This window comes from Aeromonas sp. Marseille-Q5825, from assembly GCF_946892685.1.
GTDB lineage: Bacteria > Pseudomonadota > Gammaproteobacteria > Enterobacterales > Aeromonadaceae > Aeromonas > Aeromonas rivipollensis.
This window is the reverse complement of sequence record NZ_CAMPOU010000004.1, coordinates 599105-616893: the sequence shown is the minus strand read 5'-3', so window position 1 is coordinate 616893 and position 17789 is coordinate 599105. Positions and strand designations below refer to the sequence as shown.

Genomic DNA, 17789 nt, shown 5'->3' with positions numbered 1-17789 from the left:
AGTAGCACCAAGAATGATAAATAAAGGGAAGGGCTGGCGTCTGGCCACTGTGGCGGCAGCCTTGATGATGGCTGGCTCTGCCTGGGCCACCGAGTATTCCGCCAGTTTCAAGAATGCCGACATCGAAGAGTTCATCAACACGGTCGGCAAGAACCTGAACAAGACCATCATCATAGAGCCCTCGGTGCGCGGCAAGATCAACGTCCGCAGTTACGATCTGCTCAATGAGGATCAGTACTACCAGTTCTTCCTGAGCGTGCTCGACGTCTATGGCTTCGCCGTGGTGCCCATGAACAACGGCGTGCTCAAGGTGGTGCGCTCCAAGGATGCCAAGACCTCGGCCATCCCTGTGGTGGATGACAGTAACCCCGGCGTGGGTGACGAGATGGTGACCCGGGTGGTGCCGGTGCGCAACGTCTCGGTACGGGAACTCGCGCCTCTGCTGCGCCAGCTCAATGACAACGCCGGTGGCGGCAACGTGGTGCATTACGAGCCCTCCAACGTGCTGCTCATCACAGGCCGCGCGGCCGTGGTGAATCGTCTGGTCGAGGTGGTGCGCCGAGTCGACAAGGCGGGTGATCAGGATATGGACGTCATCAAGCTGAAGTTCGCCTCCGCCGGCGAGATGGTGCGACTGGTGACCAACCTCAACAAGGATGGCAGCAATCAGGGGACCAACGCCTCCCTGCTGCTCTCCCCCAAGGTGGTGGCCGACGAGCGTACCAACTCAGTGGTGATCAGCGGTGAACCCAAGGCCCGTGCCCGCATCATCCAGATGGTGCGCCAGCTCGACCGGGATCTGCAGAGCCAGGGCAACACCCGGGTCTTCTACCTCAAATATGGCAAGGCCAAGGATCTGGTGGACGTGCTCAAGGGGGTCAGCTCCAGCATCGCCGCCGACAAGAAGGGCGGCGCGGCCACCACAGCCACCGGTGGTGGCGCCAGCATAGGGGGCGGCCAGCTCGCCATCTCCGCCGACGAGACCACCAATGCCCTGGTGATCACCGCCCAGCCTGACGTCATGGCCGAGCTGGAGCAGGTCATCGCCAAGCTCGACATCCGCCGCGCCCAGGTGCTGGTGGAGGCGATCATCGTCGAGATCCAGGATGGCGACGGCCTCAACCTCGGGGTGCAGTGGGGCAATGCCAACGGCGGCGGCACCCAGTTCACCAATACCGGTCTGCCCATAGGGCCGGCCATCATCGCGGGCAAGGATTACAAGGACAACGGCAACACAGACGGGCTCGAAAACCTGCTCGGTGATTTTAGCGGCATGGCGGCGGGCTTCTACAAGGGGGATTGGGCCATGCTGGTGACGGCGCTCTCCACCAACACCAAGAACGACATCCTCTCGACCCCGAGCATAGTCACCATGGACAACAAGGAAGCCTCCTTCAACGTCGGCCAGGAAGTGCCGGTGCAGAGCGGCTCCCAGAGCTCCACCACCAGCGACCAGGTGTTCAACACCATAGAGCGCAAGACGGTGGGCACCAAGCTGGTGGTGACGCCCCAGATTAACGAAGGGGATTCTGTGCTGCTCAACATAGAGCAGGAAGTCTCCAGCGTGGCCCAGACCCAGGCGACGGGTACCGCTAATCTCGGCCCCACCTTCGATACCCGTACCGTCAAGAACGCCGTGCTGGTGAAGAGTGGCGAGACAGTGGTGCTGGGCGGCCTGATGGACGAGCAGACCAAGGAGCAGATCTCCAAGGTGCCAATATTGGGGGATATCCCCGTGCTGGGCTACCTGTTCCGCTCCACCTCCAACACTACGGCCAAGCGCAACCTGATGGTCTTCATCCGGCCGACCATATTGCGCGATGCCAACGTCTATTCCGGGGTCTCCAGCAACAAGTACACCCTGTTCAGGGCCGAACAGTTGAACCTGGCGGCCGAGGAGGGCTATGCCACCTCGCCCCCCCGCCAGGTGCTGCCGGCTTATGGTCAGGATGTGATGCTCTCCCCCGAGGTGCAAAAGCAGATTGACCTGATGAGGGCCCAGCAGCAGTCCACCGCCACCGGGGCCAAAACCCAGGTGCAGGGGCAACCCTTCGTGCAGGGTCAACCCTGATGGCGAGCTACTCACTGGACGGGGTCGCGCAACCGGCGGCACTGCCCGAGCTGCCGTTTGCCTTCGCCCGCAACTTCGGGGTGATCCTGACCGAACGCCAGGGCGCCCCCGTGCTGCTCTGCCGTCAGGGGGTGACACCGCAGACCTTGCTGGAGGTGCGCCGGGTAGCGGGCTGCGCCTTCGCGGTGGAGCAGTTGGGTCATGACGAGTTTGAGACGCTCTTGATGGCCCACTATCAGCGCGACTCCTCCGAGGCGCGCCAGCTGATGGAGGATCTCGGCAACGAGATGGACTTCTTCGCCCTGGCCGAAGAGCTGCCCCAGAGCGAGGATCTGCTGGACGCCGACGACGATGCCCCCATCATCCGCCTCATCAACGCCATGCTGAGCGAGGCGATCAAGGAAGAGGCGTCCGACATCCACATCGAGACCTTCGAACGGGCCCTGGTCATCCGCTTCCGTATCGATGGGGTGCTGCGGGAAATACTGCGCCCCCATCGCAAGCTCGCCTCTTTGCTGGTGTCGCGCATCAAGGTCATGTCCCGCATGGACATAGCCGAGAAACGGGTGCCCCAGGATGGCCGCATCTCACTGCGCATCGGCGGCCGCGCCGTCGACGTGCGGGTCTCCACCATGCCGTCCAGCTACGGCGAGCGGGTGGTGCTGCGGCTGCTCGACAAGAACAACGTGCGCCTCGAGCTCAAGCAGCTCGGCATGACGCTGGCCAATCGCAACATCATCAGCGAGCTCATCCGCAAGCCCCACGGCATCATACTGGTGACGGGCCCGACCGGTTCGGGCAAGTCCACCACCCTCTATGCGGCGCTCTCCGAGATCAACTCCCGGGATCGCAACATCCTCACGGTGGAAGACCCCATCGAATATGACCTGGAAGGGGTCGGCCAGACCCAGGTCAACACCAAGGTCGACATGACCTTCGCCCGGGGCCTGCGCGCCATACTGCGTCAGGATCCGGACGTGGTGATGGTGGGGGAAATCCGTGACCTCGAAACCGCTCAGATCGCGGTGCAGGCGTCCCTCACCGGCCACCTGGTGATGTCGACCCTGCACACCAACACCGCCATCGGTGCCATCACCCGGATGCGGGACATGGGGATAGAGCCCTTCCTGCTCTCCTCATCCTTGCTGGCGGTGCTGGCCCAGCGGCTGGTGCGCACCCTCTGCCCGGATTGCCGTGCCCCGCATCCCATCTCGGAGCAGGAGCGGATCGCCATGGGCATAGAGCTGGCGCCGGATCAGCAGATGTGGCGCCCGGTAGGCTGCGAGCAGTGCAACCACACCGGCTATCGCGGCCGGACCGGCATCCACGAGCTGGTGGTGATCGACGAGGCGGTGCGCGAGGCGATTCACAGCGCCAGCGGCGAGCTGGCCATAGAGCGCCTGATCCGGGGCCATACCCCCAGCATACGCCGCGACGGCATCGACAAGGTGCTCCAGGGGCAGACCAGCCTCGAAGAGGTGCTGCGTGTGACCCGGGAAGACTAAGATGGCTGCGTTCGAATACAAGGCCCTCGACCCCAGAGGCAGACAGAAGTCCGGGGTGATGGAGGGGGATTCCGCCCGTCAGGTGCGCCAGCTGCTGCGCGAGCAGGGGCTGACCCCCCTCGAGGTGAACGAGACCACCGAGAAGGCGAAGCGGGAGGCCAACCGCTTCGTGCTGTTTCGCCGTGGTGCCTCCACCTCGGAGCTGGCCCTCATCACCCGTCAGCTGGCGACCCTGGTGGGCGCAGGGCTGACCATAGAAGAAGCGCTGCGGGCAGTGGCCGAGCAGTGCGAGAAGGCCCACCTGCGCAGCCTGGTGGCCACGGTGCGCAGCAAAGTCGTAGAAGGTTACTCGCTGGCCGATTCGCTGGGGGCCTTCCCCCATGTGTTCGATCAGCTGTTTCGCTCCATGGTGGCGGCCGGTGAGAAGTCGGGTCACCTGGAGAAGGTGCTCAACCGCCTCGCCGACTACACCGAGCAGCGCCAGCACATGCGCACCAAGCTGCTGCAGGCGATGATCTACCCCATAGTCCTCACCCTGGTGGCCGTGGGCGTCATCTCCATACTGCTCACCGCCGTGGTGCCCAAGGTGGTGGCCCAGTTCGAACACATGGGCCAGCAACTGCCCGCCACCACCCGCTTCCTCATCGGTACCAGCGAGCTGATGCAGCACTACGGCCTCTGGTTCCTGGTGCTGCTCGGCATCGGTGGCCTGGTCTGGCGCTGGTGGCTCACGGACGCCGGACGGCGCCGCCACTGGCATCAGGTGGTGCTGCGCCTGCCGGTCATCGGCCGGGTCAGCCGCGGCCTCAACACGGCCCGTTTCGCCCGCACCTTAAGCATCCTCAACGCCAGCGCGGTGCCGCTGCTGGAGGGGATGAAGATCTCGGGGGAGGTGCTCTCCAACGACTTTGCCCGCCACCGCATCGGCGAGGCGACCGAGCGGGTGCGCGAGGGGACCAGCCTGCGCAAGGCGCTGGATGAAACCAAGATTTTCCCGCCCATGATGCTGCACATGATCGCCTCCGGCGAGCAGAGCGGCGAGCTCGACAGCATGCTGGAGCGGGCGGCGGACAACCAGGACAGGGAGTTCGAAACCCAGGTGAATATCGCCCTCGGCGTGTTCGAGCCCATGCTGGTGGTCTCCATGGCCGGGGTGGTGCTCTTTATCGTGATGTCGATCCTGCAGCCGATCCTCGAACTCAACAATATGGTCAATCTCTGATGGCCTGCGCCATCTCATTTCGTTAGGGAGTAAGTCATGCAAAAGCGTCGTCAATCCGGTTTCACCCTGCTGGAAGTCATGGTGGTCATCGTGATCCTGGGGATCCTGGCCAGCCTGGTGGTGCCCAATCTGATGGGCAACAAGGAGAAGGCGGATCAGCAGAAAGCCGTCTCCGACATAGTGGCGCTGGAAAACGCCCTCGACATGTACAAGCTGGACAACAACCGCTACCCGACCACAGAGCAGGGGCTGGATGCCCTGGTCAACAAGCCGACCGCGTCGCCTGAGCCGCGCAGCTACCGTGAAGGGGGCTACATCAAGCGCCTGCCGCAGGATCCATGGGGCAACCAGTACCAACTGCTGAGCCCGGGCCAGTTCGGCAAGCTCGACATCTTCAGCATGGGGCTGGACGGCGAAGCCGGGACGGATGACGACATAGGCAACTGGAACCTGAAGGATTTCCAATAAGTGTCTGAGCGCCCGCTGAACCGGATCCTGTGCCCATGAGGCGCCATCGTCAGGCGGGCTTCACCCTGCTGGAGGTCTTGCTGGTCGCCATGTTGATGGGGTTGGTGGCCACCGCCGTCGTCCTCAGCATGGGGGGCGCCAGGAGTGACAGGGAGCTCGACAAGCAGGCGCGTCGTCTCATGGCGACCCTGCAACAGGCGCAGGAGTATTCGGTGATGGATGGCCGGCTGCTGGGATTGAGAGTCGAGGAGAGCGGCTGGCAGTTTATGTCCCGCAACCCCAAGGATCGCAAGTGGCAGGCACTGACCGGCGACAAGCTGCTGGGGCCGGTGCAACTGCCGGAGGGGATCACCCTGGCCGTCGAGCTGGAGGGGTTCAGCTGGCGCACCGAGTCGGACGAGAAGAGCGAGCAGGGCCGCGACGAGAAGGAGCGCAGGCCCCAGATCTTCATCTTTCCGGGGGGAGAGCTCACCCCCTTCGTGCTGACCCTGAGCCAGCAGGACGAGGATCTGAGCTACCTGCGCACCCTCAAGGGGGACGAGTTCGGTCGCCTCTCTCTGTTGCAAGACGAAGAGGAAGAAGAGTGACGGGCACCAGCGCAGGCGGCGAGGGAGTTCGCAGCGTCACCCCGGCGGGCGGGCCCGCCAGGGCGCGCGGCATGACGCTGCTGGAGGTCATGGTGGCGCTGGCGGTATTTGCCATCGCCGGCCTTGCGGTGATGAAGACCGCCAGCGAGCACCTCTCCGGCCTCAACTACCTGGAGCAGAAGACCCTGGCGACCTGGGTGGTGGAAAACCAGCTGGTGCAGCAGAAGCTCGAGGGCAAGTGGCCGGGAGACAGCTGGGTGGAGGGGGACGAGGAGATGGCCGGGCAGACCTGGTACTGGCGCTATCGTGGCGTCGCCACCAGCGACAACAACTTCAAGGCCCTGGACGTGGAGGTGCGCACCGCGCCCAAGGCAGAGAGCCCTGTGGCCATGATGCGGACCTATATCAGCCGATGATCCCGAGCAACACCCGCCTTTCCCGCCACAGTGGCTTTACCCTGCTTGAGAGGTTGCTGCGGCCATCGCCCATGTCGGTGACCTCAGGCCGACGCTCTGTCCGCCAGGCCGGCTTTACCCTGCTTGAGATGCTGGTGGCCATCGCCATCTTCGCCAGCCTCAGCATGGGGGCCTATCAGGTGCTGCAGGGGGTGCTCACCAGCGACGAGGTGGCCAAGCGCAAGGAGGTTCGCCTCTCCGAGCTGCAGCTCGCCTTCAGCCTGCTGGAGCGGGACATCACCCAGATGGTGCCGCGCAGCGGCCGTATCGACGGCGAGAACAACAAGGTGCTGCTGGCGGCCTCCCGCTTCGGCCAGCAGAGCGATGACTGGGGCATGGCCTTCATCCGTGGCGGCTGGCTCAATCCGGACGGCATGCTGCCGCGATCCGGCTTGCAGCGGGTGGGCTGGCGACTCAAGGAGCAGACCCTGGAGCGGCTCAGCTACCTCTACCCGGACCCTGCGATCGGCACAGAGCCGCGCATTCAGCCGGTGCTGACCGGGGTGACGGCCCTGCGGCTCTATTTCTACGACAAGGGCATGTGGAAGGAGGAGTGGACCCAGCGCGACCTGCTGCCCTATGGGCTGGCGGTGGAGCTGGATCTGGCGGATTACGGCACCATTCGTCGCCAGTTCCTGATCGGGGCCGGTGGTCAGAGGGCGACAAATGAAAACTGATCAGTGTTTCCCTCTATTCGTCACAACGGATAACGGTACCCTTAGTCGCCGCCAGTTCCTGATCGGGGCCGGTGGCCAGAGGGCTGAAAATGGTAATTGATCGTTATGTCTCCCCGACCGTCATGGCGGATGACGGTACCCTTAGTCGTCGTCAATTCCTGATCGGGGCCGGCGGCCAGAGGGCTGACAATGGTAGCTAGGCGTCGCTCCCGCCCCGGCCGGCAAGGGGGCATGGCCCTGCTGGTGGTGCTGCTTATCCTGTCGGTGATGGTGATCATCGCCAGCAACATGAGCGGCCGGTTGCAGCTGGAGCTGCGCCGGACCAGCAACCTCACGGCTGGCAAGCAGGCCTGGTGGTATGCCATGTCGGCGGAGGCGCTGGTGATCAAGGTGCTCAACCAGGACTTCAAGGATGACCCCGATGTGGTCAACCTGGGCCAGAACTGGGCACGGCAGGATGCCGTCTTCCCGGTGGATGACGGAACCCTGTCCGGGCGGGTGCGGGATCTGCAATCCTGTTTCAACCTCAACAGCCTGAGCCTGGCCCTGAAAGAGGGGGAGAGCGGCGATGACCTCGATGCGCAACCCTATCAATTCAAGGCGTTCCGGGCGCTGCTCGAGGCGCTGGAGGTGGATGAGTACGAGGCGGTGCAGCTCACCGACGCCATCCGCGACTGGACCGACAAGAATACCCAGCTGGTCTCGAGCAACGGGGCCGAGGATGCCTATTCCGAGGGGCTCAATCCCCCCTATCTGGTGGCGAACCAGTGGCTGCTGGGCACGGACGAATTGCGGGCCGTGCGCGGGGTGAGCAGCGAGCTCTACGCCCGGCTCGCCCCCTATGTGTGCACCCTGCCAAACGACAAGCTGGTGGTGAACATCAACACCATCAAGCCGGAGCAGGCGGCCCTGCTGGTGGGGCTCTACCAGGGCAAGATAGGGCTGGACGATGCAAAGCGGGTGCTGACCAACCGCCCCAAGAAGGGGTGGAAGGAGAAGAAGGAGATGACGGATGAGCTGTCGATACAACCGGGCAGCATCACTGGGCTGGACGGCGCGCTGGACATCAAGAGCAGCTTCTTCGAGGCCCGTCTGCTGGCCGAGGTGGGTGATGTGCGGGCCCGGCTGGAGACTGTCTTCCAGCGCGGCAAGGACAACAAGCTGGTGATGCTGCGCCGTCTGAACGACGGTGCCGAATAACAGGGAGATGGCAGGCCTCTGGCCCCCTCTGTCCCGCCCCTTATATCTGGACTGCAGCCGACGGCTGCGGCCCCGCCCATCGACGAGGATGCTGGCGGGCATGGCAGGAGAATTATTTGTGAGCGAGAGTCTGGTCATCCGTCTGGGGACCAATGCGCAACAGCCGGTGCACTGGCTGGTGTGGTCGACGCAGGAGCAGGAGATCATCGCCTCCGGCACCCTGGCTTCGGCCCATGCCCTGGGTGAGCTGCAGGAGCGTGCCGGTGGTCGCCCCGTGGTGACCCTGGTGCCCGGCAGCGATCTCATCTTCCGGCGGGTCAGCCTGCCGGGCAAGTACAGTCGTCAGGCCGCGGCGGCGTTGCCCTATCTGCTCGAGGAGCAGATCGCCTCCGACGTGGATGAGCTGCATCTGGTGGTGCTGGGTCATCAGGGGCAGGACGTGGATCTGATGGCGGTGGACAAGGCGAAGATGCAGGAGTGGCTGGCGTGGCTGCAGCAGGCGGGGCTCAAGACCCTGCAACTGCTGCCGGACGTGCTGGCCCTGCCGCCCGCCGCCGAGGGGTGGTCTGCCCTGCAACTCGGCGCCGAGTGGCTGATCCGCCAGGGCCCTGTCCAGGGGATAGTCGCCGACGAGCCGCTGCTGGCCATGCTGCTGGCGGCCCAGTCCGACCCCGTCACCATCCATAGCCATACCCCGGCTCCTGCCATCGCGGCCGCCAACTGGCAGGCGGCGGATCCCGAACTGCCCATGCTGCTGCTGGCGAAAGGGGCGATCGCTTGCCAGGCGAACCTGTTGCAGGGGCCCTATCGACCCCAGACCGAATACGGCCGTTACTGGCTGCAGTGGCGCAAGGTGGCGGTGCTGGCGGGGATACTGCTGCTGGTCGCCCTGGCCCAGCGCGGGGTGCAGCTCTATCAACTGGCGGAGCAGGACAAGGCCCTCAAGGCCGAAATCCGGCAGGTCTATACCCGGATCTTCCCGGGGGAAACCCGGATCGTCAACGTTCGCAGCCAGATGAACCAGCACCTCAAGTCCCTGGGGCAGGCCCCGCAGGGTGGGGTCCTGCTGCTGCTGACCGAACTGGCGCCTGTGTTTGCCGAGGTGCCCGGTCTCAAGCCCGAAGTGATGCGTTTCGACGCGGCCAGGGGCGAGCTCAGGTTGCAGGTCACGGCCCCCGGTTTCACCGAGATAGAGCGTTTTCGCGAGCTGGCGGGCAAGCGCTTCGAGGTGCAGCAGGGTGAGGTGCGAAGCCATGAGGGCAAGGTGGAAGGGGCGCTGGTGCTGAAGGGGAAATCATCATGATGGACAAACTGCAAGGCTGGTGGCGTGGCATCAGCCCCCGCGAACAGCGGCTGGTGGCGGTGGGGGGTTGCGCTCTGCTGATCGGGCTCTGCTACTGGGTCATCTGGCAGCCCGTCGCCAATCGCATCGACGAGCGGCAGCGGCAGGTGGCCAACCAGCAGCAGACGCTCGCCTGGTTGAAAGAGAAGGGGCAGGAGGTGCTGGCGATGCAGGGGGGCCAAGGCCGCCAGATCGACACCAGCGGCACCCTGGACGGGGTGGTGAACCGCACTGCCTTCAACCAGAAGATCAAGATAGCCCGGCTGCAACCCCAGGGGCAGGAGCTGCAGGTGTGGATAGACACAGTCCCGTTCGAGGATCTGCTGCTCTGGCTCGCGACCCTCTCCGATCAGTATGGAGTCCAGGTGCAGATCATAGAGGTGGCCCGGGAGGGGCTGGCGCCCGGCCTGGTCAAGGTCAGGCGTTTGCAGTTGAGCCGTCCCCAATGACACCAAACGTACCGAGCGCCGTCCGGTTTTTGGCATGGCGCTCCGTGTTGGCTCCTGGCTTGGCCCGGGCCGGATCCTTGCAGTCGAGTCCTGTTCTATGAAACAAAAAGTCCTGATCGCCGCCCTGTTTCTGGTGGCCTATCTCGGTTTCCTGCTGGTGAAGTTGCCAGCCACCCTGGTGGTGCGCCATCTGCCGCTGCCCCCCAACCTGGTGCAGCTGGAAGGGGTGAGCGGTACTCTCTGGAGCGGCCAGATTGCCCGGCTGCAATATGCCAGCGAGTCCCTGACCCAGCTGCGCTGGGAGCTCGACGGCTGGTCGCTGCTGCGTCTGGCTCCCGAGGTGTCGGTGCGTTTCGGCGATCGAGCCGGCCTCAACGGTCAGGGGGTGATCGGCTGGAATGGCGCCGCCTTTGGTCGTGACATCACCCTCAACGCTCCCGCTCCCTGGCTGCTGGCGCGGGTGCCCACGCGCCTGCCCTTCCCCCTGACGGCGGCGGGTCAGCTGCAACTCAAGGTCGATCAGTTCGCCCAGGGCAAGCCCTGGTGTGAGGAGCTCTACGGCAACCTCAACTGGTACGGCGCCGAGGCCGACACCCCGGCGGGCAAGCTGCTGCTGGGGGACCCAGAGCTCAAGCTGACCTGTCTCGATTCCCGTCTGGTGGCCGAGCTCAGGCAGGCCTCCGAGGCGGTGCAGGTGCAGGGCAAGCTGGAGTTGCAGGCCAATCGCCAGTACCTGTTCCAGGGCACCCTCAAGCCTGGCCCTGCACTGCCGGATCAGATGAAGCAGGGGCTGCCCTTCCTCGGTCAACCCGACGGCCAGGGCCGCTTCCCGCTGCGCTATCAGGGTCGGATCTGAGGGCGCTGTTCTTGGCAGACCACACCCCGCTTCGGCGGGGTGTGGTCGTTATGGGGGGGCGTCTCTGGTGCGCCGCTCAGGGGCGTGGTGATGAGGTGGTTCAGAAAGAGGCTGAACAGCTCGGCCCGGGAGCCGAGGCGCAGCTTGCCGTAGAGGTGCTTGCGGTGATTCTTCACTGTGCCGCTGCCGATGCCGAGTTCGGCGGCAATGGCCTCGGTATCCAGCCCCTGCAGCAGCAGGCTCGCCACCTGCCGCTCCCGGCGGGTGAGCCTGTCACCACCCACGCTGGTCATTGCCTGCTCCACCGCGGCCTTGAGGCTGGCGCCGTCCAGGCTTGCCGGTGCGCCCTGCACCGTATCCTTCGCCGTACTCTTCGCAGCCCTTTTCGCCGTACTATCCGTGGCCCTCATCGCCGCGCTCTGGGCCAGCAGCGGTACCGCCTCCCGCCACTGCTGGCGGCACAGGGAATGCACCAGGGGGAACAAGACTTCCAGCCTGGCGCGCTCCTTTGGGCGAAGGCTCTGGCGCTTGTCGAGGCGCCCCAGAAACAGCATCAGGGTGAGACCGCCGCGCACCGGCAGGATCAGCCCCACCTCCTCCTGCCAGCCGGTGGCCTGATAGAAGTGGTGGCGGTATTCGGGATCCAGCCGCCCCTTTGATACCTGCGCCAGGGTCCAGACTCCGGCGGGGAGGCCGTCCTTGAGCGCCTGCATAAAGGGATCCTGACTGAAGTGACTGGTGAGGTAGCTGTCAAACAGCAGGGCTCGCTGATGGTTGAGGTTGTCGTAGAGGTAGACGGGCCGCTGCCCCACCCCGAGCAGCAGGGCGCAGTCGAACGCTACCTGCTGCTGGATGAGGCGCACCAGGGCCGCCGCAAAGGCCGGGCTGTGCAGGGCATCGACGACGGCGGTCAGGCTCTGGGTCAGCGAATCTGTGGCGAGGGGCTGGCTCATGGCGACGGGCTCCGGGTGGCGGGGACAGGCTCCCCGATATGGGCGGGATGCTAGCACGAGAGTGGTAAAACTGTCCCCTGGGGGACATATCTGCCACGGGCCAGAACGGCGAGTATGGCGACTTTCCCCTGCTGTTGGAGACCCCATGATCGACCCCCATTTGCTCACCGACCTGACCGAGCGTGGCCTGGTGGCCCAGATGTCCGACCCGGCGGCCCTGGCCTCCCACCTCGCCACGGCGCGCACCCTCTACTGCGGCTTCGATCCCACCGCCGGCAGCCTGCACATAGGCCACCTGGTGCCGCTACTGATGTTGCGCCGCTTCCAGCTGGCGGGCCACACCCCTGTGGCCCTGGTGGGCGGTGCCACCGGCCTCATCGGTGATCCCAGCTTCAAGGCGACCGAGCGCAGCCTCAACAGCGCCGAAACCGTGCAGGGCTGGGTGGCCAGCCTGTCGGCCCAGATCCGGGCGCTGCTGCCCGCGAGCGAGGGGCTGGCGGCGCCTGTGCTGGTCAACAACGCCGACTGGATGGGGCAGATGTCCGCCCTCGATTTTCTGCGGGACATCGGCAAGCACTTCTCGGTCAACGCCATGCTGGCGCGGGAATCGGTGCGCCAGCGGCTGGCCCGCCCGGATCAGGGGATCTCGTTCACCGAGTTCTCCTATGCCCTGCTGCAATCCCAGGATTTCGCCGTGCTCAACCAGCGCCTCGGCTGCACCCTGCAGATCGGCGGCAACGATCAGTGGGGCAACATCACCAGCGGCATGGATCTCACCCGCCGGCTGCATCAGGCCCAGGTCCATGGCATGACGCTGCCCCTCATCACCAAGGCGGACGGCACCAAGTTCGGCAAGACCGAGGGGGGCGCCATCTGGCTGGATCCGGCGCTCACCTCACCCTATGCCTTCCATCAGTTCTGGCTCGGTACCGCAGACGAGGATGTCTACCGCTTCCTGCGCTACTACAGCTTTATGCCGCTGGTCGAGATTGCCGCGCTGGAGGCGGAAGATGCCAAGCGGCAGGGGCGCAAGCAGGCCCAGCAGGTGCTGGCGGACGAGCTGACCGAACTGGTGCACGGCAAGGGGGCGCTGGCGGCGGCGCGGCGCATCGGCGAGCTGCTGTTTTGCGGCGATGTGGCCCGCCTGGGGGAAGCCGATCTCGCCCAGCTGGCGCAGGATGGCATGCCGAGCTGCCGTATCGAGGAGGAAAGGGATCTGGTGACCCTGCTGGTGGAGAGCGGCCTGGCGAGTTCGAAGCGGGTGGCCCGCGAGCTGCTGGGGGCGGGCGCCATCAACCTCAACGGCGAGATAAGACAGGATGAGCAACTGAGCGCAGAGGATCGGCTGTTTGAGCGCTACCTGCTGCTGCGCCGGGGCAAGAAGCAGTACCGGCTGGTGGAGTGGGTGGACTAGCTCGCCCGACATCAATGAGAAAGGGCTGCCCAGGCAGCCCTTTTCATTGTGCGTCTCGGCCCCTCAGCTGCCCGGTATGCAGGGGGGGGAGGCCCTGCCTAAGGATCAAAGGGTCAGCGGCAGCAACTCGGCGTAGTCGCGGAACATGCAGGGGAAGGTGGTCAGTGGTTTCCCCATCGCTGCGCTGCGCCAAATGCCGAATCAAAGGGTCAGCGGCAGCAGTTCGGCATAGTCGCGGATCGCCGGGAAGGCGGTAATCTGCTGTTCCGGCTGGCGACTGTCCGGGTTCTGGATGGCGAGCTGATAACCGATGCCGTAGTCGGCGGCGGCGCGCAGGATACGCTCGCTGTCATCGACAAACAGGGTGCGGGCCGGATCGAACGCCAGTCGCTCGGCCAGCGCCTGCCAGCAGTGCTGGCTCTCCTTCGACCAACCCAGCTCGTGGGTGCTCACCATAAGATCCAGATGCTCGGCGAGGCCGAGCCGCGCATCCTTCACCGACAGGCTGGCGGGGTGGGCATTGGTGAAGAGCACCAGCTGCTTGCCCGCCGCCCGCAGGGCGGCCAGGAAGGGGATGACATGGGGCCGCCACTGGATCTTGTCCAGGATCTCCTGCTTGAGGGCGCGAATGTCGAGCCCGAGGGTCTGGCTCCAGTAATCGACGCAGTACCAGTCGAGGGTGCCGCTGACGGCCTGATAGTGGGCCTCGATCTGCGCCTTGGCGTCGGCCAGCGGCAGGCCGAGGCGCGCGGCGTAGCGTTCGGGCACCAGCTGCTGCCAGAGGTGGCTGTCAAAATGAAGGTCGATCAGGGTGCCATCCATGTCGAGCAGAACTGTGTCTATCTGGTGCCAGGGCAGTGGGGTGGGCATGGGGCCTCTTTGTGTCGGACTGGGTGGGGAAAACGGGGCGCATTATAACGGATTTTTCAGGCACCTTTCCGGCCCTTGCACCGTGGTGTTCCCTCGGGGAGTCGTTTACTCTTGAAGCACTCTTTTTTAACGAGCAGTCAGCCCCGATGAGTGACCCCCACAAGTGCAAACCCGAACACGTCCGCGTCGAGGCCATGGCCCACGACAAGCGTAAGCCGGAGATCATCAAGGCCGAGCTGGTGGCCGAGAGTCGGCTGTTCAAGGTGGAATCCCTGCATCTGAAATTCAGCAATGGGGAGGAACGGGTCTACGAGCGGATGCGCGGCGGCAACAGAGGCGCCGTCATGGTGGTGCCCCTGTTCGATGCCCACACCCTGCTGCTGGTGCGCGAATACGCGGCAGGCACTCACTCCTACGAGCTGGGCTTTCCCAAGGGGCTGATCGATCCCGGCGAAGATGCCTTCGAGGCGGGCAACCGGGAGCTGATGGAGGAGGCGGGCTTCGGGGCCCGTGACCTCATTCCCCTCAAGCAGGTCTCCCTGGCTCCCGGCTATTTTTCCAGCAGGATGGACATACTGCTGGCGCGGGATCTCTACCCCGAGCAGCGGATCGGCGATGAGCCCGAGCCCCTCGAGGTGATCCCCTGGCCCCTCAATCGCATCGACGAATTGCTGGCGCGACCCGACTTCACCGAGTCGCGCAGCATCAGTGCCCTGCTGCTGGCCAGCAAATGGCTGGCGGAACAGGAAAGCTAGCCCAAGCCTGGGCAAAGGTAATAAAAACAGAGGATAACAAGATGCAGGAGTTGTTGGCCTGGATACCTGGGGTCAAGGAGATAGCCCGCGAAGCGGGACGTATCCTTCACGAAATCTATCACGGCGGTCAGTTCGAGCGTCAGCTGAAGGAGGATGCGACCCCGGTCACCAGTGCCGATCTTGCTGCCGATGCCTACCTCAAGCAGGCGCTGTCGGCGCTCACCCCCCATGTGCCCGTGCTGACCGAAGAGGCGGCCGATGTGCCCTTCAGCCAGCGTGCCAACTGGCGGCAATACTGGCTGGTGGATCCCCTGGACGGCACCGGCGAGTTCATCGCCGGCAGCGGTGACTTCGCCACCCTGATCGCCCTGGTGCGGGACAATGTCCCCGTGCTCGGCGTCATCTATGCCCCCGAGGCCGACGTGCTCTACTGGGCGGTGCGCGGCCACGGCGCCTTCAAGGAGGTGAACGGCGAGGTGCATCCCATCAGCGCCATGCACCACGAGCACGACCAGCCCGACTCCCTGGTGGTGGCCATCAGCCGCCGCCAGAAGCTGGAGAACCTGACCCGCCGCCTCAACCCGGCCATCAACTACGAGCTGATCCCGCTTGGCTCCAGCTCCCTCAAGTCCTGCCTGGTGGCCGAAGGGGCGGCAGACTGTTATGTGCGGCTCGGCCCCACCGGCGAGTGGGACACCGCCGCCGCCCAGTGCATCGTCGAGGCGGCGGGGGGGCGCATCCTCAGCCTGGCGTTGCAGCCGCTCAGCTACAACGAAACCGAGTCGCTGGAGAACCCTGACTTCATAGTGATGGGGGACCCGGATCTCGCCTGGGGCAAGATCCTGACTCACTGAGCCGGTTGAAATGTAGCCGAATCATCCAATCAGGCGGCCTCGTGGCCGCCTGATTGCTTGGTGTGATCCGCTGGCTTGCAACGGCATATTCAGGTGTATTCGCTACTTTAATGGATTGCTGTAGTGGATCATCACAGCTAAACCCAAAGTGCTGGCATCTCTTTTCAGGTAATTCTGAAAACTTAGAATTGGCCGAAATAAAAAATCGAACAGTGGTGATATTTTGGTTTTATATTTCGTAAAATTGCCTTTTTAAAGGTTTATCAGAACGAGGTGGGCTGGAAATTCCGCCCAATCTCACTGGCTGAACCGAGCTTTGCCAGTGAGATCTGCCAATGCCGATTTTTGAGAATTAAATGCTAAAGGAGCACAATATTCTTAGATTTTAATACTATATGTAAGTGGTTTATCAATGAGTTCATCTGCAGAGGTCTCCCGGGAGTTATCCGGTTCCCACTCCACCACTGCCAGCACCACCCGCTGGCGTCGTCACGACACCCACTGGGTCATCAGCCTGTTTGGCACCGCCGTTGGCGCCGGCATCCTCTTCCTGCCCATCAACCTGGGTCTGGGGGGCATCTGGCCCCTGGTTATCGTCGCCGTGCTGGCCGGCCCCATGACCTTCCTGGCCCACCGCGGGCTGGCGCGCTTCGTGCTCTCTTCCTCCCGCCCCCACGCCGACTTCACCGAGGTGGCGGAGGAGCACTTCGGCAAGATGGCCGGTCGCCTCATCTCGGCGCTCTACTTCCTCTCCATCTTCCCTATCCTGCTCATCTACGGCGTCGGGCTGACCAATACGGTGGAGAGCTTCATGATCAACCAGCTCGGCATGGATGCCCCGAACCGGGTGATGCTCTCCGGCCTGCTGGTGTTCGCCATGATCGCCGTGATGATGGCGGGGGAGAAGGCGATGCTGCGGGCCTTTGCCTTCATGGTCTACCCGTTGGCGGCCATTCTGGCGGCGCTCTCCTGCTATTTGATCCCCCAGTGGCAGTGGCCACAAATGACCGCCTTCGAGGGTGGCAGCTTCCTCAACACCGTCTGGCTGGCGCTGCCGGTGACAGTGTTCGCCTTCAGCCACGCCGCCGCCATCTCCGGCTTTGCCAACGTGCAGCGCCGTGAATATGGCGAGCAGGCGGAGGCCAAGAGCGGCCTGATCCTGCGCAACACCACCGTCATGCTGGTGGGCTTCGTGCTCTTCTTCGTCTTCTCCTGCGTGCTGAGCCTCTCCCCGGCCCAGCTGGCCGAGGCCAAGGCCCAGAACGTCTCGGTGCTCTCCTATCTCGCCAACATCACAGACAACCCTGTGATAGTGACCCTGGGGCCGCTCATCGCCTTCATCGCCATCAGCTCCTCCTTCCTCGGCCACTTCCTCGGGGCCCGGGAGAGCCTGAAAAGCCTGATCGCCAAGCCCACAGGGCTGTCGCTGGCCAAGGCGGACAAGCTCGGCATAGCTCTTATGTTCTTCGCCATCTGGGGGGCTGCTGTCATCAACCCCGGCATCCTGGGTCTGATGGAGACCCTCTCCGGCCCCGTCATCGCCATGATCCTCTTCATCATGCCGGTGATTGCGATCTACAAGGTCGAGGCGCTGGCCCGCTTCCGCCAGGGCTGGGTGAACGGCTTTATCCTGCTGACCGGCTCGCTGGCGGTCTCGGCCCTGGTCTTCAGCCTGCTTAAGTAACAGCGGCGCTGCGGCCAGAAAAAGAAGAGGCGACCCTTGGGTCGCCTCTTCTCATTTCATGGGGCACAGGGCCTCAGCCCAGCTTGGCGCCGTTCTCCACCGCCTGCTCCGGGATGGCCATCACCACGGCGCCATCGGCCCGGTAGAAGCCGGTCAGCAGAAACTCCGACTGTATGGGACCTATCTGCTTGGCCGGGAAGTTCACCACGGCGACGATTTGGCGCCCCACCAGCTCTTCCGGCTGATAGAGATCGGTTATCTGGGCGCTGCTCTTGCGCACCCCGAGCTCGGGGCCGAAATCCGCCCACACCTTGTAGGCAGGCTTGCGCGCCTCGGGGAAGGGTTCGACCCGTACCAGGGTGCCCACTCTCAGCTCCACCATCTCGAACTCTTGCCAGCTTATGGTCTGCATCTTGGCTCCTCCTTT

The 17789-nt window shown here is 64.2% G+C and carries 18 protein-coding genes; 15 read left to right on the top strand and 3 right to left on the bottom strand.

Going from position 1 to position 17789, the window contains the following annotated elements; genetic code table 11:
• The first annotated feature begins 13 nt into the window (after positions 1-13).
• From exeD to exeN, 11 genes are all read left to right on the top strand, one after another.
• Positions 14-2071 (top strand): GspD family T2SS secretin variant ExeD, encoded by a 2058-nt coding sequence (gene exeD, locus OC537_RS13485; protein WP_168235855.1) that lies wholly within the window; start codon positions 14-16, stop codon positions 2069-2071.
• Entirely contained in the window at positions 2071-3576 is a 1506-nt protein-coding gene (gene exeE / locus OC537_RS13480) for a GspE family T2SS ATPase variant ExeE (RefSeq protein WP_025328344.1), read from the top strand. Before exeD ends, exeE begins: the two co-directional genes overlap by 1 nt.
• Position 3577: 1 nt before the next feature.
• The gene (gene exeF, locus OC537_RS13475; RefSeq protein ID WP_106885746.1) at positions 3578-4798 is read left to right on the top strand and encodes a GspF family T2SS innner membrane protein variant ExeF; all 1221 of its coding nucleotides are present in this window, start codon (positions 3578-3580) and stop codon (positions 4796-4798) included.
• 36 nt (positions 4799-4834) lie between these two features.
• Entirely contained in the window at positions 4835-5266 is a 432-nt protein-coding gene (gene exeG, locus OC537_RS13470) for a GspG family T2SS major pseudopilin variant ExeG (RefSeq protein WP_106885747.1), read from the top strand.
• A 35-nt stretch (positions 5267-5301) separates the two neighbouring features.
• On the top strand, positions 5302-5853 hold the full coding sequence (gene exeH, locus OC537_RS13465) for a GspH family T2SS minor pseudopilin variant ExeH (protein ID WP_262111940.1): 552 nt from the start codon (positions 5302-5304) through the stop codon (positions 5851-5853).
• Positions 5850-6269, top strand: a complete 420-nt coding sequence (gspI, locus tag OC537_RS13460) for a type II secretion system minor pseudopilin GspI (protein ID WP_338120492.1) — start codon at positions 5850-5852, stop codon at positions 6267-6269. The genes exeH and gspI overlap by 4 nt, the downstream gene beginning before the upstream one ends.
• A gap of 71 nt (positions 6270-6340) precedes the next feature.
• Complete coding sequence (exeJ, locus tag OC537_RS13455) at positions 6341-6985, top strand: GspJ family T2SS minor pseudopilin variant ExeJ (RefSeq protein ID WP_163147235.1); 645 nt, start codon at positions 6341-6343, stop codon at positions 6983-6985.
• A gap of 189 nt (positions 6986-7174) precedes the next feature.
• Positions 7175-8185: a GspK family T2SS minor pseudopilin variant ExeK gene (gene exeK, locus OC537_RS13445; protein ID WP_262111938.1), complete on the top strand. Its 1011-nt coding sequence runs from the start codon at positions 7175-7177 to the stop codon at positions 8183-8185.
• 118 nt (positions 8186-8303) lie between these two features.
• On the top strand, positions 8304-9488 hold the full coding sequence (gene exeL / locus OC537_RS13440) for a GspL family type II secretion system protein ExeL (protein ID WP_262111936.1): 1185 nt from the start codon (positions 8304-8306) through the stop codon (positions 9486-9488).
• Entirely contained in the window at positions 9485-9976 is a 492-nt protein-coding gene (gene exeM, locus OC537_RS13435; RefSeq protein WP_106885752.1) for a GspM family type II secretion system protein ExeM, read from the top strand. Before exeL ends, exeM begins: the two co-directional genes overlap by 4 nt.
• 97 nt (positions 9977-10073) lie before the next feature.
• Positions 10074-10832 (top strand): GspN family type II secretion system protein ExeN, encoded by a 759-nt coding sequence (exeN, locus tag OC537_RS13430; RefSeq protein ID WP_262111933.1) that lies wholly within the window; start codon positions 10074-10076, stop codon positions 10830-10832.
• Here the strand turns inward: exeN and OC537_RS13425 are convergent.
• A complete protein-coding gene (locus OC537_RS13425; protein WP_262111931.1) occupies positions 10817-11785 on the bottom strand; it encodes a helix-turn-helix transcriptional regulator in 969 nt (322 codons plus the stop codon). The two genes, exeN and OC537_RS13425, sit on opposite strands and share 16 nt — an antisense overlap.
• Positions 11786-11930: 145 nt before the next feature.
• Here OC537_RS13425 and tyrS point away from each other — a divergent pair, with 145 nt between their 5' ends.
• The gene (tyrS, locus tag OC537_RS13420) at positions 11931-13199 is read left to right on the top strand and encodes a tyrosine--tRNA ligase (protein ID WP_262111930.1); all 1269 of its coding nucleotides are present in this window, start codon (positions 11931-11933) and stop codon (positions 13197-13199) included.
• A gap of 201 nt (positions 13200-13400) precedes the next feature.
• Here tyrS and yrfG read toward each other — a convergent pair whose 3' ends face one another.
• Entirely contained in the window at positions 13401-14069 is a 669-nt protein-coding gene (yrfG, locus tag OC537_RS13415) for a GMP/IMP nucleotidase (protein WP_262111929.1), read from the bottom strand.
• Positions 14070-14215: 146 nt separating this feature from the next.
• Between yrfG and nudE the strand changes: the two genes are divergently transcribed.
• The 3 genes from nudE (at position 14216) to OC537_RS13400 (ending at position 17362) form a co-directional block, all read left to right on the top strand.
• Positions 14216-14824 (top strand): ADP compounds hydrolase NudE, encoded by a 609-nt coding sequence (gene nudE, locus OC537_RS13410; RefSeq protein WP_162520147.1) that lies wholly within the window; start codon positions 14216-14218, stop codon positions 14822-14824.
• A 41-nt stretch (positions 14825-14865) separates the two neighbouring features.
• Positions 14866-15678 (top strand): 3'(2'),5'-bisphosphate nucleotidase CysQ, encoded by an 813-nt coding sequence (gene cysQ / locus OC537_RS13405; RefSeq protein ID WP_106885762.1) that lies wholly within the window; start codon positions 14866-14868, stop codon positions 15676-15678.
• Positions 15679-16090: 412 nt separating this feature from the next.
• Positions 16091-17362: an aromatic amino acid transport family protein gene (locus tag OC537_RS13400; RefSeq protein ID WP_234676755.1), complete on the top strand. Its 1272-nt coding sequence runs from the start codon at positions 16091-16093 to the stop codon at positions 17360-17362.
• A gap of 73 nt (positions 17363-17435) precedes the next feature.
• On the opposite strand, the gene OC537_RS13395 is transcribed toward OC537_RS13400, so the two are convergent.
• On the bottom strand, positions 17436-17774 hold the full coding sequence (locus OC537_RS13395) for a tRNA-binding protein (RefSeq protein WP_234676754.1): 339 nt from the start codon (positions 17772-17774) through the stop codon (positions 17436-17438).
• Positions 17775-17789: the final 15 nt, after the last annotated feature.

Coding starts and splice junctions, on each gene's coding strand:
- exeD (WP_168235855.1), top strand. CDS start 14: ATGATAAATAAAGGGAAGGGCTGGCGTCTGGCCACTGTGGCGGCAGCC.
- exeE (WP_025328344.1), top strand. CDS start 2,071: ATGGCGAGCTACTCACTGGACGGGGTCGCGCAACCGGCGGCACTGCCC.
- exeF (WP_106885746.1), top strand. CDS start 3,578: ATGGCTGCGTTCGAATACAAGGCCCTCGACCCCAGAGGCAGACAGAAG.
- exeG (WP_106885747.1), top strand. CDS start 4,835: ATGCAAAAGCGTCGTCAATCCGGTTTCACCCTGCTGGAAGTCATGGTG.
- exeH (WP_262111940.1), top strand. CDS start 5,302: ATGAGGCGCCATCGTCAGGCGGGCTTCACCCTGCTGGAGGTCTTGCTG.
- exeJ (WP_163147235.1), top strand. CDS start 6,341: ATGTCGGTGACCTCAGGCCGACGCTCTGTCCGCCAGGCCGGCTTTACC.
- exeK (WP_262111938.1), top strand. CDS start 7,175: ATGGTAGCTAGGCGTCGCTCCCGCCCCGGCCGGCAAGGGGGCATGGCC.
- exeM (WP_106885752.1), top strand. CDS start 9,485: ATGATGGACAAACTGCAAGGCTGGTGGCGTGGCATCAGCCCCCGCGAA.
- exeN (WP_262111933.1), top strand. CDS start 10,074: ATGAAACAAAAAGTCCTGATCGCCGCCCTGTTTCTGGTGGCCTATCTC.
- OC537_RS13425 (WP_262111931.1), bottom strand. CDS start 11,785: ATGAGCCAGCCCCTCGCCACAGATTCGCTGACCCAGAGCCTGACCGCC.
- tyrS (WP_262111930.1), top strand. CDS start 11,931: ATGATCGACCCCCATTTGCTCACCGACCTGACCGAGCGTGGCCTGGTG.
- yrfG (WP_262111929.1), bottom strand. CDS start 14,069: ATGCCCACCCCACTGCCCTGGCACCAGATAGACACAGTTCTGCTCGAC.
- nudE (WP_162520147.1), top strand. CDS start 14,216: ATGAGTGACCCCCACAAGTGCAAACCCGAACACGTCCGCGTCGAGGCC.
- cysQ (WP_106885762.1), top strand. CDS start 14,866: ATGCAGGAGTTGTTGGCCTGGATACCTGGGGTCAAGGAGATAGCCCGC.
- OC537_RS13400 (WP_234676755.1), top strand. CDS start 16,091: ATGAGTTCATCTGCAGAGGTCTCCCGGGAGTTATCCGGTTCCCACTCC.
- OC537_RS13395 (WP_234676754.1), bottom strand. CDS start 17,774: ATGCAGACCATAAGCTGGCAAGAGTTCGAGATGGTGGAGCTGAGAGTG.